The following is a 16,012-nucleotide window of genomic DNA, read 5'->3' as shown; positions in this document are numbered from 1 at the left end:
GCCGGTTCGGGATCGTTTCGTGGGTCGGGCTGACCAATCCGTCGCGAACCCGCGGCTAGGCTAACCGCCATCCCCACACAGCAAACGCCCCCGCGCGTCGCGCAGCGTTGCAGCTTCCGACGCAGATTCACTCAGCCGCGTCACGTCGAGCGCGGCGATCGACGCGCGACCGCGGCACGCCTTCTGGCACGCGTCGGGGACGCGCGGCGGGAAAACGATGCGATCGCCCTCGAACCGCGCATCGATGGTGCAGCCATCGCCGCTCGCGCCGAGCGTCACGTGCAGCGTGTCGCCGTCGCGCGTGACGACGCCCGATCCGCCGCAATTCTGCGTCTCGTCATAATCGACGAAGACGCCGATCCGATATGCCTTCGCGCTCGGCACGATACAGACCCGGTCGTTCCCGGTCGCATAGACGCCGGTGAGATCGGTGCTTGTCGGGTCGGGAATGACGCCCGCCTGGATCGCGGCGGCTTCGAGCCCCTGCGGGGTCGGCGACGCGGCCGGATCCGATGCGCTACGATAGCATCCGGCCAGCAGCAGGGTCAGTACGACAAGCGCGACCTGCGCCCTCCCCCATACGCGCGTGCGCCGCCTCGGCATCATTCCGCCAATGCCAGCCGATCGCCCTCGATGCGGCGGTAGAAACAGCTGCGCGCGCCGGTGTGGCACGCAGGGCCAGCGGGATCGACGATCAGCCACACGGCATCCTGATCGCAATCGATCCGCATGTCGCTGACCTGGAGCACGTGCCCCGAGGTCTCGCCTTTCTTCCACAGCGCAGCCCGGCTGCGCGACCAGAAGTGCGCGACCCCGGTTTCCACCGTCAGCGCCAGCGCTTCGGCATTCATATGCGCGAGCATCAGGACGTCGCCCGTCACGCGATCGGTTGCGACCGCAGTGATCAAGCCGGCGGCATCGTATTTCGGGTCCAGCACTAGGCCGGTTTCGCGGGGATCAGGCATGGCTTGCCAATAGCGCCGCTCCCCCCTTCCGTCACCCCGGCCCGGTGCCGGGGTCCACCGGGCGGCAATCCCGCGTTTTGGTTCAAGCGGCCGCGCGCGTTGCACGGTGGGCCCCGCCACGAGGCCGGGATGACGGGTGGCATCCTCAATTCTCGCGAATCGCCTTCACCAATTCCGCCTTGGTCATCTTCGATCGGCCGGGAATGCCGATCTCGCGCGCTTCCCTCATCAGATCGTCCTTCAGATCGTCCTTCGTTCGATCCTCGAGCGCAGTCGCGCGATGGTCGATCGTCCCCGCCGCCTTGGCGTTGGCGATTCGCGCGGCTTTTTCCTTCGACGCGCCGTCGCGGCGCAGATCCTCGTAGAGCGTATCGTTCTTGACGCTCGGTCCATGATCCTTCGCCACCGCAACCTCCTGCTATTCAACGCCAAAAAACCCGCGATGCGACCAAACGCTCCGCGCGTTGTTACAAAAGCGCGACAAATCCCGGAGCCCTCCCTATATGCCACCGCGAGCGCTACCCCCGAAGGGCGATATGCTGACCACGAACCCACATGAAGACGACACGCTGCACGAAGAGTGCGGCATTTTCGGCATTTCCGGCGCGACCGACGCGGCCCGGCTGGTTGCGCTCGGGCTGCACGCGCTGCAGCACCGCGGCCAGGAGGCGGCCGGCATCACCAGCTTCGACGGGGTGGAGTTCCACACCCATCGCGCGATGGGGCATGTCGCGGGCAATTTCGATCGCGAGGACATTATGGTGCCGTTGCGCGGCTCGGTCGCTTGCGGCCATGTCCGCTACTCGACGACCGGCGAGACGGCGTTGCGCAACGTGCAGCCGCTCTACGCCGATCTCGCCTCGGGTGGTTTCGCGATCGCGCATAACGGCAACATCTCGAACGCGTTGCGGCTGCGGCGCGATCTGGTGCGGCGCGGGTCGATCTTCCAGTCGACCAGCGACACCGAGACGATCATCCATCTCGTCGCGACCTCGAACTACCGCACCACCGTCGACAAGTTCATCGATGCGCTCAAGCGCGTCGAAGGCGCCTATTCGCTGATCGTGATGACGCCCGAGGGCATGATCGCCTGCCGCGATCCGCTCGGCATCCGTCCGCTCGTGATGGGCAAGATCGATGGCCCGGATGGCGGGTCGATCATCTTCGCGTCGGAGACCGTGGCGCTCGACGTCGTCGGCGCGACCTTCGTCCGTTCGATCGATCCGGGCGAACTGGTGATGGTCAAGGGCACCGAGATCACCTCGCACTGCCCCTTCGCGCCCGTCGCGGCGCGGCCGTGCATCTTCGAATATGTCTATTTCTCGCGCCCCGATTCGATCTCGGAAGACCGCAGCGTCTACACCGTCCGCAAGGCGATCGGCGCGCAGCTGGCGATCGAGAGTCCAGTCGAGGCCGACCTCGTCATCCCGGTCCCCGATTCGGGCACGCCGGCGGCACTGGGCTACGCGCAGGAATCGGGCATTCCCTTCGAGCTCGGCATCATCCGCTCGCATTATGTCGGGCGCACCTTCATCCAGCCGAGCGACAAGGTCCGCCATCTCGGCGTCAAGCTCAAGCACAACGCCAACCGCGCGCTGATCGCGGGCAAGAAGATCGTGCTGATCGACGATTCGATCGTGCGCGGGACGACCAGCCTTAAGATCGTCGAGATGATGCGCGAGGCTGGCGCCGCCGAGGTGCATATGCGCATCGCCAGCCCGCCGACGCGGCATTCGTGCTTCTACGGCGTCGACACGCCCGAGCGCGCAAAGCTGCTCGCTGCGACCAAGAACCTCGAGGAGATGGCGGCGTATATCAAGGCCGACAGCCTCGCCTTCGTCTCGATTGATGGCCTGTACAAGGCGCTCGGCGAGCCGCAGCGCAACGCGATCCGGCCGAGCCATTGCGACGCCTGCTTCACCGGCGATTACCCGACCAGCCTGACCGACCAGGACGACGTATCCTCGGTCGATCAGTTCGCGCTGCTCGCGGAACGCGTGATCTAAAGACACTTAGCCCCGCCCCTTAAGGGGAGGGGTTGGGGTGGGGAAGTAACGGGCGCTGGCGCTCTGCGAGGCACGTCCCCACCCCCAACCCCTCCCCTGAAGGGGAGGGGCTCAAAGGGAGAGAGCCCCGAATGACCGACAAGCCACTCGCCAATCAAGTTGCCCTCGTCACTGGCGCAAGCCGCGGGATTGGCGCTGCAACCGCACTCGCACTCGGCGCGGCGGGCGCACATGTCGTGATCACGGCGCGCACCGCGGCGGGCCTCGAGACCGTCGAGAACGCGATCTTCGACGCGGGCGGATCGGCGACGATCGCACCGCTCAACCTGACCGAGACCGACAGCATCGCGCGCCTCGGCACCGCTATCGGCGAGCGCTGGCCCGCGCTCGACATCATGGTCCTAAACGCCGCGATGCTCGGGCAATTGTCCGCCGTCCCAGCGATCGACGCCAAGGAGATGGCGCAGGTCCTTACGCTCAACGTCAGCGCGCAGGCCGCGCTGATTGCGGCGTTCGACCCGATGCTGCGCAAATCGGCGCACGGCCGGGTGATCGGCCTCACATCCAGCGTCGGGCGCAAGCCGCGCGCCTATTGGGGAATGTATGGCGCATCGAAGGCGGCGTTCGAGACGCTGCTTTCGGCGTATGGCGACGAAATGGAGCTGATCAGCAAGGTCCGCACCGCGATCATCGACCCCGGCGCGACGCGCACCGCGATGCGCCACAAGGCCTATCCGGGCGAAGACCCCAAGTCGGTCAAGGATCCGTCGGTAGTGGCGGATCGGATCGTCGCTTTGCTGACCGAGGATTTCGCGACCGGACATTTCGAACGCGTCGAATAGAGCGCACGAGTCGAATAGAGTTCCCCTCACGCTTCCGGGAGGGAAGCCCTCAAAACTCCCCTCCCGCTTGCCGGAGGGGCTGGGCGAGGGAAATGCCGGGGGGCGCGGCGCGCGAGGCACGCCCCTCCCCTAACCCAGTTTGAGGTGAACGATGCCCCGCATCGTTCAGGTCATGCCGGGGGCATGACCGACCTCAAACTCGCAAGCGGGAGGGGAAATCTTCACCAGCGTGACATGCGCGACGTCGATCCCGCCGCCGCGAAAACCGCCTTCGCAATACATCAGATAATAGCGCCACAAGTCGATGAACGACCGGTCGAACTTGTCCGGCAACCGCCCGGCCGCGACCGCATCATCGAACGCCGCACGCCAGCGCCGCAGCGTCTCCGCATAATGCAGCCCGAAGGTGCGATTGTCTTGCCACTCGAGCCCTTCCGCCTCGGCCAGCGCGCGAAAGCGGCTCTCCGACAGCAGCATACCGCCGGGAAAGATGTAGCGCTGAATGAAATCGACATTCTCGGCATAGGCCGGGAAGATCGCGTCATCGATCGTGATGTACTGCAACGCCGCGCGCCCCCCGGGCTTGAGCGCGCGCGCGACCGCGGCGAGATAGGCCGGCCAATATTCCTGCCCGACCGCTTCGACCATTTCGATCGAAGCGACCGCATCGTATTCGCCGGTAACGTCGCGATAGTCGATCCGCGACACCGTCACGTCGCTCAAGCCGGCCGCCGCGATCCGCTGCTGCACCGCCAGCTCCTGCTCGGCCGACAGCGTGATCGCATCGACGCTGAGCCCGCGCCGCGCCGCGGCTTCCGCAAACGCCCCCCAGCCACACCCGATCTCGAGCACGCGGTCCCCCGGCGCCACCGCCAGCCGGTCGAGGATCGCGTCGATCTTGGTCGCCTGCGCGGCCTCTAGACTTTCCGCCGCCGACACCGGCGCGGCGAACAAGGCGCTCGAATAGGTCAGGCTCGGGTCGAGCCAGACGCGATAGAAATCGTTGCCGAGATCATAGTGGAACTCGATGTTACGCCGCGCGCCGACGCGCGAATTGCGCCGCCGGCTGTTCGCGATGCGCCGCAGCGTACGGATCACCCCGCCCGAGCGCGCGGTGCCGCCGAGCGTCACGCGGTTGCGCATGAACAGCTCGAACAGCACGGTCGGATCGGGGCTCGCCCATTCGCCCTTGGACCAGGCGACGTACCAGCCGGCCGATCCGCCCGTCGCCAGCCGCAGCAATGCGCGCCAGCTGCGCAGATCGACTACCGCCGCCGGCCCCGGCGCGCGGCCGCCGAGCAGCCGGTCGCGCCCGTCGGGCAAGTGCGCGGCAAGCGATCCCGCGACCAGACCTGCGTCGATCCGGTCGAGCAGGCGGTGAAACAATTTCGAGAAGGCCCCAAGCATCGCGCGCCCCCTCGCATCCATGCCCGCGTACCGCAACGGGATTTTCAGCGCGCCTGGCGTGCCGCCTCGAGCGCCCGCTCGCGTGCCTCGCGATGCCCGATGATTTTTGCCGGGTAGCCACGCGGGCGACAGCCGGCCTCTTCGGGATCGTGGACGGCATCGCCCTTGATGCCGGCAAGCTCGGGCACCCACTCGCGGATATAGTCCCCGGCATCGAATTTCGGCGACTGGACGAGCGGCGCCATGATCCGCACGAACATGTTCGAATCGATCCCGGTGCCTGCGGTCCATTGCCAGTTGACCGCGTTCGATCCGTAATCGGCATCGACCAGACAATCCCAGAACCAGCGCTCGCCCTTGCGCCAGTCGATCAGCAGATGCTTGATCAGGAAGCTCGCGGTGATCATCCGCACGCGGTTGTGCATCCAGCCCGTCGTCCACAGCTGACGCATCCCGGCATCGACGATCGGATAGCCGGTGCGGCCCTGCTGCCACGCCTCGAGATCGGCATCGGCGGACTTGCCCGTCCGCCAGGCGAGGTCATCGAGCGCGTCGCGACCGTTCTTGGTGCCGTAATCGGGATATTGCTGGATGACGGTCTGCGCATAATCGCGCCACCCGATCTCGCTGAGGAAGACATCGACCGAGCCCCCCGCATCGGCGACCGCGTGCCACACTTGCGCCGCCGACACTTCGCCGAAATGCAGATGCGGCGACAGTCGCGAGCTGCCCTCGACCGACGGCAGGTTGCGAGTCTCGTCATAGCGGTCGGCATGATCCGCGAACGCCTTCAGGCGCTTGCGTGCGCCCTTTTCGCCCGGCGTCCATTCCTTGCCGAACCCGGTCGACCAGTCGGGCTTGGTCGGCAGCAAGTCCCAGCCGGCCAGCGAATCGCTCTTCGGCCAGTGCGCCGGCGCGGGGATATGCGCGGGCACGTGGCTCGGTTCGGGCGGCGGCAGCGTCGCCTTGAGCGCGCGCCAGAATGGCGTGAAGATCTTGTACTGCCCGCCCGAGCCCGTCGTCACCGAGCTCGGCGGCGCGAGATAATTGCCGTCGTGGCACGCCAGATCGAGCCGCTTCGCCACCGCGCGCTCGGCATTTCGCCACCACGGTTCGAAATGGCGGATCGCATGGACGCGTTTCGCCCCGGTTTCCTCTGCGAGCTTGGCCAGTTCGACATCGCACACCCCGCGCCGCAGGATCAGCCGCGATCCCTTCGCGCGCAAAGCGGCATCGAGGCTTTCGAGGCTGTGATGCAGCCACCAGCGCGACGCGCCGCCCATCGCATAGTGTTTCGGCGTGTCGTCATCGAGGATGTAGACCGGGATCACCGCCCCATCCTCGATCGCAGCGAGCAAGGCGGGCTGGTCGGCCAGTCGCAAGTCGCGGCGCAGCCAGAGAAGAACGGAATCGGTCAAGCGTTGCCTCACAAACGAACGGGAGCGGCACCTCTTTAGGCACCCTGCCCCGCTTCCGTCATGCTCAACTTGACGGGAGCGCCATCGTTCCCGGAGTGGCCCGCGCCGCGTGATATGCGCGCCCCAAGGTCAGGATCACCGCGACATGCGTCGCGGCGAGCGCGCGGACGTCGTCGCCATACCCGCCCCCCACCGTGCTCGCGAGCGCGATGCCGCGCGTTGCGGCGGCTTCGGCGATGAAGCGGTCGCGCGCAACAAGCCCCTCGGGTGTCAGCGCGAGCCGACCGAGCCGGTCGCCCGCGAGCGGATCGATCCCTGCCTGATAGAGGATCAGGTCGGGCCGATAGTCGCGAATCAGCGGCAGCAGCGTCGCTTCGAGCGTCGCGAGATACGCGGCATCGCCGATCCCGTCGGCAAGCGGCACGTCGAGGCTCGAACGGGCTTTCCGCGCCGGGAAGTTCTTCTCGGCATGGATCGAATAGGTCGCGATTCCCGGTCGGCCAGCGGTGAGTGCCGCGGTGCCGTCACCCTGATGCACGTCGCAATCGACGATCAGCACGCGCGCGACATCGCCTTCCTCGACCAGCCGCACCGCCGCGATTGCGAGATCGTTGAACACGCAATAGCCGGCGCCGGTCTCGGCAAGCGCATGATGGCTCCCGCCCGCACTATTGGCGGCGAACCCACGCTCGAGCGCGAGCCGCGCCGCGAGCCACGTGCCCGCCGGCACGACCTGCGCGCGCGCCGCGACGCTCGGCGTCACCGCAAAGCCGATCCGCCGCTCTTTTTCGCGCGGCACGCGGGCTTCGAGTACCTCGGCGACATAGCCGGGATCGTGCGTCGCTTCGAGCCAGTGGAGCGGCATCGGCTCGGGTTCGTGCCAGTCGATCGCACTCCCATGCGTACGCAGCAGATCGCGAATCGCGGCATTTTTGCTGAGCTGGCTCGGGTTGGCCGCCTGGCCGTTCGCAACATAGGCTGGGTGATGGACGACCGCGATCATCCCCCCTAGGTAGGAGCAAACACGGCATAGACCAGATGGAGAGCAGCGTGACCGATCCGTATGTGCGCCCCGATGTCGCGGGCTTCCTCGCTTTCCTCAATAATATTCCCGGCCCCAAGATGCACCAGCTCGAGGCACCCGCCGCGCGCGCGACCTATGCCGCGATGAAGGACATTGCCGATCCGCCGGTGGGCGAGCTCGCGACGATCACCGACCTGAAGATCCCCGGCCCCGCCGGCGACATTCCCGCGCGGCTGTTCGACACCGCTGCGACGCGCGCGGCAGGGCCGCTCGTCCTGTTCTTCCACGGCGGCGGCTTCGTGATCGGCGATCTCGACACGCACGCGAGCTTCTGCGCCGAAGTCTCGCGCAGCCTCGACTTGCCCGTGCTCGCGGTCGATTATCGCCTCGCGCCCGAAAGCCCCTGGCCCGCCGCACCAGACGATTGCGAGGTGGCGGCACGCTGGGCGGCGGCGAGCCCTGAGGCGCTCGGTCGGTCGGTCACCGGCCTGATCGTCTGCGGCGACAGCGCCGGCGGCAATCTCGCGATCGTCACCGCGGTGGCGCTGCGCGATGCGCCCGCGGCGGTGCCGGTGATCGCGCAACTGCCTTTCTATCCCGCGACCGACACGAGCCGCGAATATCCGTCTTACTCGCAGTTCGCCGACGGCTTCCTGCTGACGCGCGACAGCATGGAATGGTTCAACGCCGCCTATCAGGCCGAAGCCGAGCATATCCGCACGTCGCCGCTCAAGGGCGACCTTGCGGGCATGCCACCCGCGGTCGTGGTGACCGCGAGCCTCGACCCGATCCGCGACCAGGGCCGTGCCTACGCCGCGGCACTGGCGGAGGCGGGCGTTCCGGTCGTCTTCCGCGAGGCGGTGGGCAACATCCACGGTTTCATCACGCTGCGCAAAGCGATCCCGTCTTCGGCGGAGGATGTCGCTGGTGCGCTGGCCGCCGCAAAAACGCTGATTGCCGAAGCCCTTTAATCCCTCCCTCCGGGAACCGGGGAGGCGGACAGCCAGCCTCCTTCAGGCTGGTGGTGAAGGGGGGCCGTCACACGCGTACCGCTCGCGGATAGCCCCCCTCCACCCCTCGCTGAATGCTCAGGGTCCCCCTCCCCCGTTCCGCGCGGGAGGATTTCCTAACGAAAGTCCCCAATGACCGACCCCACCACCCTGCCTTATCGCCCCTGCGCCGGAATCATGCTGCTCAACGCCGACGGCCTCGTCTTCGTCGGCCAGCGGATCGATGCCGAAGTCGAAGCGTGGCAGATGCCGCAAGGCGGGATCGACGATGGCGAGGACCCCGAGGCCACCGCTTTGCGCGAGCTCGGCGAGGAAACCGGCATCGCATCTAAGCATGTCGAACTGATCGCCGCCGCGCCGCACGAACTGTTCTACGATCTGCCCGAAGAGCTCGTCGGCCGCGTCTGGAAAGGCAAGTGGCGCGGGCAGCGGCAGCGCTGGTTCCTCTACCGTTTCCTTGGCAGCGACGCCGATATCGACATCGCGACCGAGCATCCCGAGTTCAAATCCTGGCAATGGATCCGCCCCGAGACGCTCCCCGACGTGATCGTCCCGTTCAAGAAGACGCTGTACGAGGACGTCCTCGCCGCCTTCGCGCCGCATCTGTCCTGACGCGGTGCCAGGGGTGGAGCGTACCGCGCAGACCGGCTAGACCGAGCCTATGGTGGGGATGACAGAAACAGACCGCGCGGCCGTCGCCTATGTCGCGACGCAGCCGATGCTGGCACAGGTCGAGGCCTGGTCGGCGATCAACAGCGGCACGCGCAATCTGGCCGGGCTGGCGGCGGTGGCGGATAAGCTCGCGGCGGCGTTCGGCGCGCTGCCGGGGGAGCTCGCGCTCGTCACGGGGGACACCGCCGAGAGCGTCGCCGCCGACGGGACCGTCACCACGCTCGATCACGGCAAGCATTTGCATCTCGTCGTCCGCCCCGATGCGCCGGTGCAGCTGCTGCTGACCGGCCACATGGACACGGTCTATCCGGTCGACCACGCCTTCCAGACGCTGACCTTCCGCGACGACGGCACGCTCAACGGTCCGGGCGTCGCCGACATGAAAGCCGGGCTCGCGGTGATGCTCGCGGCGTTGGAGGCCGTCGAGGCGAGCCCGCTCGCAGCGCGAATCGGCTATGAAGTCGTCATCAATTCCGACGAGGAAACCGGCTCCTTCTCCTCCTCGGCGCTGATCGCTCGCGCGGCACGCGGCAAGCTCGCCGCGCTGACCTACGAACCAGCCTTGCCCGACGGCACGCTGGCGGGCGCGCGCGGCGGCACTGGAAATTTCTCGATCGTCGTCACCGGCAAGAGCGCGCACGCCGGCCGCAATCCCGACGAAGGCCGCAACGCGATCGTCGCAGCGTCCGATCTCGCGGTGCGGCTGTTTGCGGTTCGCTCGCCCGCGCTCGCGGTCAATCCGGCTCGGATCGAGGGCGGCGGGCCGAACAATGTCGTTCCCGACCACGCCGTGCTGCGGATCAATTTCCGCCCGGCCGACCATACCGAGATCGCGCGCGCGCAGGCGGCCATCGACACGCTGGTGGCCGAAGTCGCCGCCGCGCACGACGTGACCATCGCGGTCCACGGCAGCTTCAACCGCCCGCCAAAACCGATCGACCCAGGCGCCGCCAAGCTCTTCGCGCTCGTCAAGGAATGCGGCGCCGCGCTTGGCCTCGACATCGCGTGGCGCGCGACGGGCGGGGTGTGCGACGGCAACACCATCGCGGCGTGCGGCGTTCCCGTCGTCGACACGATGGGCGCGCGCGGCGGTGCGATCCACTCGACCGACGAATTCCTGATCGTCGACTCGCTCCCCGAGCGCGCCGCGCTCTCAGCGCTGACGATCCTGCGCCTTGCCGAAAAGGGCTTATTGTGACCCACGTGATCCGCGCCGCGCGCGACAGCGATCTGCAGCCGCTCTACGAAATGGCCAAGCTCACCGGCGGCGGCTTCACCAATCTCCCGCCCGATCGCACCGCGCTCAAGGCCAAGCTCGATCGCAGCGCCGCCGCCTTCGCCCGCAGCGACGATGGCAAGGCCGACGACCTGTTCGTGCTCGTGCTCGAAAACGTCGCAACCGGCGAGGTGCGCGGCACCTGCCAGATCTTCACGCATGTTGGGCAGAGCTATCCGTTCTACAGCTATCGCCTCGGCACGCTGACGCAGCACAGCAAGGAGCTCGGCCGCACCTTCCGCGCCGACATGCTCGGGCTGACCACCGATCTCGAGGGCTGCAGCGAAGTCGGCGGGCTGTTCCTCCATCCCGGCGAGCGCGCCGGCGGACTCGGCATGCTGCTCGCGCGCAGCCGCTACCTGTTCATCGCGGCACATCGCGCGCGCTTTGCCGATCGCGTGCTGGCCGAACTGCGCGGGATCATCGACGAAGCGGGCGGATCGCCCTTCTGGGACGGGCTCGCGGGGCGCTTCTTCGGGATGAACTTCCAGGACGCCGATCAATTCAACGCGGTGCGCGGCCACCAATTCATCGCCGATCTGTTCCCCAAACACCCGGTCTATATCGCGATGCTCCCCGAAAGCGCCCGCGCGGTGATCGGCCTGCCGCATCCCTCGGGCCGCGCGGCGATGCGGATGCTCGAGAACGAAGGCTTCGCCTACGAGAACTATGTCGATATTTTTGACGGCGGCCCGACGATGATTGCCAAGACCGACCAGGTCCGCACCGTGCGCGATGCGCGGTCGTCGCGGATCGTCGCGCTCGACGGCGATGGCGGCGATCCCGCGCTTGTCGCGCACGGCCGACTCGCCGAGTTCCGCTGCGCCTATGGCAATGTCCGTCCGTGCGATGGCGGCGTGGTGCTCGATCACGCCACCGCCGATGCGTTGCGCGTGAGCGAGGATTTCGTCGTGAGCCACGTCGCCCGCACCTGATCCCGGGTGTCGGGTTAACTGACAGGTAACCATCTTCGTACACGAAAACCCACGCGAAACAGCGCTTGGCCCGCCCCTTGCTTAGCGATTTGCATGTGGACCAAGATTTCCAGCCTGTTCGTCATCAAGACCAAGTTCGAAGCCTTTGCGGTGATCTACGCGCTCGCGCTCGGCGCGGTCGAGCGCGGAGTGCACTATCTTTTGCAATATCCCGGCATCGGTGGCTGGCTGCTGTTCGCGGTCTGCCCGATCGCAGTGTTCATGGCGGGAGCCCGCATCCTCGACTCGGTCGAGCGCAACGCCGAGGTGTGAGCGCGCTTTAGACGCCAACAGGATAAGTTGATCGCGCGGCGGCGTTTCTGCACTATCTGCAACGCAGCATGACGACCCTCACCCACCTCCAGCGGCTCCAGGCCGAAAGCATCCACATCCTGCGCGAGGTCGTCGCCGAGGCCGAGCGCCCGGTGATGCTCTATTCGGTCGGCAAGGATTCGGCGGTGATGCTGCATCTTGCGCGGAAAGCGTTTTTTCCGGGCAAGCCACCCTTCCCGCTGCTCCATGTCGACACGACCTGGAAATTCCGCGCGATGTACGATCTCCGCGAGCGCGCGGCTGCAGAAGCGGGGATGGAGCTGATCGTCCACCAGAACCCCGACGCGGTCGCGCAGGGGATCAATCCGTTCGACCATGGCAGCCGCCACACCGACATCTGGAAGACCGAAGGGCTCAAGCAGGCACTGACGGCTGGCGGCTTCGACGTCGCGTTCGGCGGCGCGCGGCGCGACGAGGAGAAGAGCCGCGCCAAGGAGCGCATCTTCAGCTTCCGCTCGGCGAGCCAGCGCTGGGACCCCAAGGCGCAACGGCCCGAGCTGTGGCACCTCTACAATGCCAAGAAGGCCAAGGGAGAGAGCATCCGCGTCTTCCCGCTGTCGAACTGGACCGAGCTCGACATCTGGCAATATATCCTCGCCGAGCAGATCGAGATCGTCCCGCTGTACCTCGCCGCCCCGCGCCCGACGGTCGAGCGCGACGGGATGCTGCTGATGGTCGATGACGACCGCTTCCGCCTCGAGCCCGGCGAAGTGCCGGTCGATCGCTCGATCCGCTTCCGCACGCTCGGCTGCTATCCGCTGACCGGCGCGGTCGAGAGCCAAGCGACGACGCTGCCTGAAGTGATCCAGGAAATGCTGCTCACCACCACCTCCGAACGCCAGGGCCGCGCGATCGATCACGATCAGAGCGTCAGCATGGAGAAGAAAAAAGCCGAGGGGTATTTCTGATGGGCGCCAAGCCAGACCTCGTCGCCCCGGAGAAGGCCGGAGCCGCCGCGTTGGAGCGCGAAACGCCGGCCGCCCCGCCGCCATCCGGCGACCCCGGCCTTCGCCGGGGTGACGAATATACCCCCGACGCGCTCATCGCATCGGACATCGACGCGTACCTCCTCCAGCACCAGCACAAGTCGCTGCTGCGCTTCATCACCTGCGGCTCGGTCGACGACGGCAAATCGACGCTGATCGGCCGACTGCTCTACGATTCGCGCGCGATCTTCGCCGACCAACTCTCCGCGCTCGAGGCCGACAGCAAGCGCGTCGGCACCCAAGGCCAGAACATCGACTTCGCGCTACTCGTCGACGGCCTCGCCGCCGAGCGCGAGCAAGGCATCACGATCGACGTCGCCTATCGCTTCTTCGCGACCGAAAAGCGCAAGTTCATCGTCGCCGACACGCCCGGCCACGAGCAGTACACGCGCAACATGGTGACCGGCGCCTCGACCGCCGACGCCGCGGTGATCCTGATCGACGCGCGCAAGGGCGTGCTGCACCAAACCCGCCGCCACAGCTTCCTCGTCAAGCTGCTCCGGCTGCGCCACGTCGTGCTCGCGGTGAACAAGATGGATCTGGTCGAGTACGACCAGTCGGTATTCGACACGATCGTCGCCGACTATCGCGCCTTCGCCAGCGCGATCGGGATCGAGCGCTTCACCGCGATCCCGATTTCGGGCTTTGCCGGAGACAATGTCGCGAGCGCCTCCACCGCGATGCCGTGGTACGACGGCCCGACGCTGATCGAACATCTCGAAACGATCGACGTCGAGGCCGATGCCGCACAGGCGCGCCCGTTCCGCCTGCCGGTGCAATGGGTCAACCGCCCAGACTTGGATTTCCGCGGTTTTTCCGGCCTGATCGCAAGCGGCAGCATTCGCCCCGGCGATGCGGTCCGCATCCTGCCCTCGGGCCGCACCACGACGGTCGCGCGGATCGTGACGATGGACGGCGACTTGCCAGAAGCCGTTGCCGGCCAGTCGGTCACGCTCACGCTCGCCGACGAGGTCGATTGCTCGCGCGGCGACGTGATCGCGCTCGCCGACGCGCCGCCCCAGGTCGCCGACCAGTTCCGCGCGACGCTCGTCTGGATGTCCGAAACGCCGCTGCTGCCGGGGCGCAGCTACTGGCTCAAGCTCGGCACGCAGACGGTTGGGGCGACGGTCCAGGAACCGCGCCACGCGATCGACGTCAACACGCTCGCCGAGCTCTCGGTCAAGACGCTCGGGCTCAACGATATCGGCGTCGCCGAAGTCTATACCGACCGCGACATCGTCTTCGAACCCTTTGCCGATGGCGCCGATCTCGGCGGGTTCATCTTGATCGACCGCGCGACCAACGCGACGGTCGCCGCCGGGATGCTCGATTTCGCGCTGCGCCGCGCGCAGAACGTCCATTGGCAGGCGATCGACATCACCAACGCCGCGCATGCCGACCAGAAGGGTCAGACCCCGCGGCTTTTGTGGTTCACCGGCCTGTCGGGCTCGGGCAAATCGACGATCGCCAATCTCGTCGAGAAGAAGCTGTTCGCGCTCGGCCGCCACAGCTTCCTGCTCGATGGCGACAATGTCCGGCACGGGCTCAACAAGGATCTGGGCTTCACCGATGCCGACCGCGTCGAGAACATCCGCCGCATCGGCGAGGTCGCCAAATTGATGACCGATGCCGGGCTGATCGTCCTCACCGCCTTCATCTCGCCGTTCCGCGCCGAGCGCGACATGGTGCGCGCGATGCTGCCGGGCGCGTTCGTCGAGATCTTCGTCGACACCCCGCTCGCCGAGGCCGAGGTGCGCGACGTGAAGGGCCTCTACGCCAAGGCGCGTGCGGGACAGATCGCCAACTTCACCGGCATCTCGAGCCCGTATGAGGCGCCCCAGCATCCCGACATCCGCGTCGACACGACGCGCGAGAGCCCCGAGGCGGCCGCCGAGCGGATCGTCGAGCATATCATGGGCGTATGGAGTCACGACCTGTGATCGATCAGACCGACGCCCAACTCGCCCGTACGGTGGCGCTCGCCGCGGGCGACGTCCTGCGCGATCTCTGCGTCGCTGGCGCCTGCCCCGATGCCGAGCTGGGCGACCGCGGCGACACGGATGCCAATACGCTGATCCTCCGCCTGCTCCACGAAGCGCGCCCCGATGATTACGTGCTGTCGGAAGAAGCCGCCGACGACGGCCTGCGCTGCGCCGCGCGACGCGTCTGGGTGGTCGATCCGCTCGACGGCACGCGCGAGTTCCGCGAACGGCGCGAGGATTGGGCGGTCCACATCGGCCTCGCGATCGACGGCGTGCCCGTCACGGGCGCCGTCGCGCTGCCGGCGATCCAGCGCGTCTTCGCGACCGACGATCCACGCCAGCCTTTCGCCGCGGCCCCACAGCGCCCGCGGATGGTCGTCAGCCGCTCGCGCGCGCACCCGGTCGTGCTCGCGGTCGCCGAGGCGATCGGCGCCGAGCTCGTGCCGATGGGCTCGGCCGGCGCCAAGGCGATGGCGGTGGTGCAAGGCGATGCCGAGATCTACCTCCACGCCGGCGGGCAATATGAATGGGACAATTGCGCCCCCGTCGCAGTCGCGCTGGCGGCCGGCCTGTTCGCGTCGCGAATCGATGGCAGCCCGCTGGTCTATAACTGCCGCGACCCGTTGCTCCCCGATCTGCTGATCTGCCGCCGCGAATATGCCGAGCACGTGCTCGCGGCGGTTGCCGCAGCGACGCACCTGCTGCCCTGACCCCGCTACATCAGCCCGGGCTCGTAACGGGGCCAACCGTGCCGCACAGCGGGCCCACGAAGCCCGCGCTTTCATAGCGCGACACCTCACCCATCTTCGTCATCCCGGGCTCGTCCCGGGGTCCACCCTGCCGCACAGCATGCCCGCCAAGCGCGCGTGGCACGGTGGGCCCGGCACGAGGCCGGGGTGACCTCGGACGCTGAGGATGTGCCCCCACCGACACCCCCAGAACGCAGAAAAGCCGGGACATTTCTGTCCCGGCTCATCGCCCGCCATCCGGCGGAAATAGGTGGTGCACCCAGAGCGATTCGAACGCCCGACCCTCAGATTCGTAGTCTGATGCTCTATCCAGCTGAGCTATGGGTGCAGTGGAGTGGCGCTGTTAGCGGCGTCTTTCGGGGGACGCA

At 67.2% G+C, this 16,012-nt stretch carries 16 protein-coding genes and 1 tRNA gene; 10 read left to right on the top strand and 7 right to left on the bottom strand.

Features of this window, described 5'->3' with window-relative positions; genetic code table 11:
* Positions 1-60: 60 nt before the first annotated feature.
* From ABIB28_RS15665 to ABIB28_RS15655, 3 genes are all read right to left on the bottom strand, one after another.
* On the bottom strand, positions 61-603 hold the full coding sequence (locus tag ABIB28_RS15665) for a hypothetical protein (protein WP_133189091.1): 543 nt from the start codon (positions 601-603) through the stop codon (positions 61-63).
* Positions 603-965 carry a phosphoribosyl-AMP cyclohydrolase gene (gene hisI, locus ABIB28_RS15660; RefSeq protein ID WP_322163025.1) on the bottom strand — a complete coding sequence of 121 codons (363 nt, stop codon included), beginning with the start codon at positions 963-965 and terminating at the stop codon, positions 603-605. Before hisI ends, ABIB28_RS15665 begins: the two co-directional genes overlap by 1 nt.
* A 145-nt stretch (positions 966-1,110) precedes the next feature.
* Positions 1,111-1,371 (bottom strand): DUF7218 family protein, encoded by a 261-nt coding sequence (locus ABIB28_RS15655; protein WP_354289013.1) that lies wholly within the window; start codon positions 1,369-1,371, stop codon positions 1,111-1,113.
* A gap of 130 nt (positions 1,372-1,501) precedes the next feature.
* Here ABIB28_RS15655 and purF point away from each other — a divergent pair, with 130 nt between their 5' ends.
* Together purF and ABIB28_RS15645 are read left to right on the top strand one after the other, a co-directional pair.
* On the top strand, positions 1,502-2,971 hold the full coding sequence (purF, locus tag ABIB28_RS15650; RefSeq protein ID WP_354289011.1) for an amidophosphoribosyltransferase: 1,470 nt from the start codon (positions 1,502-1,504) through the stop codon (positions 2,969-2,971).
* Positions 2,972-3,102: 131 nt separating this feature from the next.
* Complete coding sequence (locus ABIB28_RS15645; protein WP_354289010.1) at positions 3,103-3,813, top strand: SDR family NAD(P)-dependent oxidoreductase; 711 nt, start codon at positions 3,103-3,105, stop codon at positions 3,811-3,813.
* Positions 3,814-3,978: 165 nt separating this feature from the next.
* Here ABIB28_RS15645 and ABIB28_RS15640 read toward each other — a convergent pair whose 3' ends face one another.
* From ABIB28_RS15640 to ABIB28_RS15630, 3 genes are all read right to left on the bottom strand, one after another.
* Complete coding sequence (locus ABIB28_RS15640; RefSeq protein WP_354289009.1) at positions 3,979-5,220, bottom strand: class I SAM-dependent methyltransferase; 1,242 nt, start codon at positions 5,218-5,220, stop codon at positions 3,979-3,981.
* Between the two features lie 44 nt (positions 5,221-5,264).
* Positions 5,265-6,638: a cryptochrome/photolyase family protein gene (locus ABIB28_RS15635; RefSeq protein WP_354289008.1), complete on the bottom strand. Its 1,374-nt coding sequence runs from the start codon at positions 6,636-6,638 to the stop codon at positions 5,265-5,267.
* Between the two features lie 64 nt (positions 6,639-6,702).
* Positions 6,703-7,641: a histone deacetylase family protein gene (locus ABIB28_RS15630; protein WP_354289007.1), complete on the bottom strand. Its 939-nt coding sequence runs from the start codon at positions 7,639-7,641 to the stop codon at positions 6,703-6,705.
* Positions 7,642-7,676: 35 nt separating this feature from the next.
* Here ABIB28_RS15630 and ABIB28_RS15625 point away from each other — a divergent pair, with 35 nt between their 5' ends.
* The 8 genes from ABIB28_RS15625 (at position 7,677) to ABIB28_RS15590 (ending at position 15,605) form a co-directional block, all read left to right on the top strand.
* On the top strand, positions 7,677-8,633 hold the full coding sequence (locus tag ABIB28_RS15625) for an alpha/beta hydrolase (RefSeq protein WP_354289005.1): 957 nt from the start codon (positions 7,677-7,679) through the stop codon (positions 8,631-8,633).
* A gap of 171 nt (positions 8,634-8,804) precedes the next feature.
* Complete coding sequence (locus ABIB28_RS15620) at positions 8,805-9,284, top strand: RNA pyrophosphohydrolase (RefSeq protein WP_133189100.1); 480 nt, start codon at positions 8,805-8,807, stop codon at positions 9,282-9,284.
* A gap of 49 nt (positions 9,285-9,333) precedes the next feature.
* Complete coding sequence (locus ABIB28_RS15615) at positions 9,334-10,542, top strand: hydrolase (protein WP_322163011.1); 1,209 nt, start codon at positions 9,334-9,336, stop codon at positions 10,540-10,542.
* Positions 10,539-11,555, top strand: coding sequence for an arginine N-succinyltransferase (locus ABIB28_RS15610; RefSeq protein WP_133189102.1), 1,017 nt, complete (start codon positions 10,539-10,541; stop codon positions 11,553-11,555). The genes ABIB28_RS15615 and ABIB28_RS15610 overlap by 4 nt, the downstream gene beginning before the upstream one ends.
* Before the next feature lie 93 nt (positions 11,556-11,648).
* On the top strand, positions 11,649-11,867 hold the full coding sequence (locus ABIB28_RS15605; protein WP_354289004.1) for a hypothetical protein: 219 nt from the start codon (positions 11,649-11,651) through the stop codon (positions 11,865-11,867).
* Positions 11,868-11,935: 68 nt separating this feature from the next.
* On the top strand, positions 11,936-12,835 hold the full coding sequence (gene cysD, locus ABIB28_RS15600; RefSeq protein ID WP_354289003.1) for a sulfate adenylyltransferase subunit CysD: 900 nt from the start codon (positions 11,936-11,938) through the stop codon (positions 12,833-12,835).
* Entirely contained in the window at positions 12,835-14,853 is a 2,019-nt protein-coding gene (gene cysN / locus ABIB28_RS15595; protein ID WP_354289002.1) for a sulfate adenylyltransferase subunit CysN, read from the top strand. The genes cysD and cysN overlap by 1 nt, the downstream gene beginning before the upstream one ends.
* A complete protein-coding gene (locus tag ABIB28_RS15590) occupies positions 14,850-15,605 on the top strand; it encodes a 3'(2'),5'-bisphosphate nucleotidase CysQ (RefSeq protein ID WP_354289001.1) in 756 nt (251 codons plus the stop codon). The genes cysN and ABIB28_RS15590 overlap by 4 nt, the downstream gene beginning before the upstream one ends.
* Before the next feature lie 290 nt (positions 15,606-15,895).
* Here the strand turns inward: ABIB28_RS15590 and ABIB28_RS15585 are convergent.
* Positions 15,896-15,972 (bottom strand) — tRNA-Arg (locus tag ABIB28_RS15585).
* Positions 15,973-16,012 lie beyond the last annotated feature (40 nt).

Origin of the sequence: Sphingomonas sp. UYEF23 (assembly GCF_040546165.1) — a bacterium.
In the GTDB taxonomy this organism is placed as follows: domain Bacteria; phylum Pseudomonadota; class Alphaproteobacteria; order Sphingomonadales; family Sphingomonadaceae; genus Sphingomonas; species Sphingomonas glacialis.
This window is presented reverse-complemented; position numbering and strand designations above follow the sequence as displayed.